This is a genomic window from Bacteroides sp. 1001302B_160321_D4 (assembly GCF_015667765.1).
In the GTDB taxonomy this organism is placed as follows: Bacteria; Bacteroidota; Bacteroidia; order Bacteroidales; family Bacteroidaceae; genus Bacteroides; species Bacteroides xylanisolvens.
Genome location: NZ_JADPLO010000144.1, coordinates 1 through 2,161, shown reverse-complemented (window position 1 = coordinate 2,161; position 2,161 = coordinate 1). Strand labels below are relative to the sequence as shown.

General features: G+C 34.9%; 1 protein-coding gene. It reads left to right on the top strand.

Translation table 11 applies throughout. The features are described from left to right. Window positions 1-90: 90 nt before the first annotated feature. On the top strand, window positions 91-1,854 hold the full coding sequence (locus KFO40_RS25505) for a helix-turn-helix domain-containing protein (protein ID WP_022199602.1): 1,764 nt from the start codon (window positions 91-93) through the stop codon (window positions 1,852-1,854). The last annotated feature ends 307 nt before the right edge of the window (window positions 1,855-2,161 follow it).

Genomic DNA, 2,161 nt, shown 5'->3' with positions numbered 1-2,161 from the left:
AGTTTATACTTGTTCCGGATTTAGACACGTTAAAAGGTCATCAAACGTGTTTTGCTGAAAATGTAAGTATTAATCAAATCCTATATAAGTATGAATGATTGTTACCTGAGTTTATTATTAAACTTTCGCGCTTTACTTTCTATAGATAGTGGAGCCAATTTAGTAAACAGTAAACAAGCTATTGGCGTAATTTTGCCTGATTTGTCATTGCTTGGTTATGCAGTTCCTGTAGAGAGTTTCGGCATTGGGCTATTTATTGTTTTGTTTGCGTATCTTGCGGTAGAGTATAATGTTCAGTTGTTGTCACATGAAAAACTTAAGATAGCTATGAACATGCTCCATACTACGTATACCCCGTTGATATTGTTACGAAATCAATTGGAAGAACTTAAAACCGGTAATCTTCCCGAATCGCTTTCCCAACAAGTAGAAGAGGCATTGAGATATACCGAATACATCATATATTGCAATCAGAATATTGTAACCCTCAATAAGGTAAACAAAAAAATACTTCCTAAGACATCAACGGCAAATTTGGAACTCTCTTCTTATATTACTTCTATTGTCAATCAATGTCGACCTTATGCTGATTCGCGCCGTATACAACTGACTGTCAGCGAATGTTCGGATTGCGTCAGTTGCAGAATCAATGAAAACATTATGACGGCAGCGCTTCAGCATCTTATAAGCAAACTAATTTTGGGTTCCGATTTAGGTTGTTGCATATCAATCAATATAACACATACAACAGATTCCTGGCAGTTGCAGATTACTAATTGTGAGATAGCAGACAAAAGAGTAGGGAAAATGTTTCCTTTTATTCCGGTCATATTTCCTATATATGGGTATAGTGATTTGTGGACTGTAAGAAAAATCATTCGCCTGCATGGTGGAAAAATAAACGGATATAGACATGGCAAATCATTTGCTTTCCAAATTGTCATTCCAACAGATTGTCATTGCCGGAATCAGGAATGTTCGGTTATCAAACATTCTTCAACAAATACGAAGAATAAGGCTAAAAAATCTTCTGAAAGTGATAAAGATGATACCCCGAATGCTAAAACAAAAGATACATCCCATATCTTATTGGTAATGGCGGACGGGGCATTCAGGAATTATTTAAGGAAAGCTTTATCGCGGTATTTTCAGATTTCAGTTTTGAAAGATCCTGATTTGCTGAAGGATACAGTAGTCCGCCAAAATCCTGATGCTATCATTATTGACGATAATGTAAACGGAACAAATGGAGATGCACTTAGTTTCCGGATCAAAACAGATAAAATGATAGGGTATATACCGGTTGTCCTTTTGATAAGGGCCTTTGATAACGAAAGTTATTTGTCTCATTTAGGAAGTGGGGCGGATCGTCTGGAATTACGAACAGAAAGCATTTGCAGGCTAAGGGCAAACATACGTATGCTTGTAGAAAACCGCATGGTTTTGCGTGAACGGGTCAAATTGTTTTTGTCAGATGCTGTTTTTCCAATGGTCCCCACCAAAGAAGAAATGGAAACAGAAAATACGGATCAGATATTTATGGATAAAGTCAATAAAATCCTGGAAAAGAACCTCTCTACTGATAAATATACAATAGATAAATTAAGTATCGATATAGGAATGAGCCGTACTGCTTTTTATAGCAGGATACGAGAGATAACCGGGAATCCTCCGGAAAATTATATCTATTCGTTCAAAATGGACAGGGCACTTAAACTGCTAGCCTCCCAACAGTACACTGTTTCGGAAATTGCAGGAATGCTGGGATATTGTGATGCTAAATATTTTGGAAAGAAGTTCAAAGACTTCTATCATGTATGTCCTACGGATTACATTAAAAGTATTATAGGGTAAAAGAATATATAGTACATATTTTCAGTTTAAATGATATAAACTAAAATATGTACTATGTTCATTTTCTATCATCTTGCTTCACTATCACCTCTAAAACAGATAAAGTCTTTTTTATCAAATATTTTAAAGGTATTCTAGATTTTGGATGTTATTCATTTAGAAGATTTATTATCTTCTCCTTTTACTTCTAGAAGTTTTTTCGTTAATTTGTATCGCATAACAAGAATAATAGAACAAACGTATAAGTAATAAAGAAAAGCTATGGAGCAACAAAGTTTTTGCAATATCAGTTTATCTGATCCCTTTT

What these genes read in the sequence shown, in the direction of transcription:
- KFO40_RS25505 (WP_022199602.1), top strand. Translation starts at nt 91, where the DNA reads ATGAATGATTGTTACCTGAGTTTATTATTAAACTTTCGCGCTTTACTT.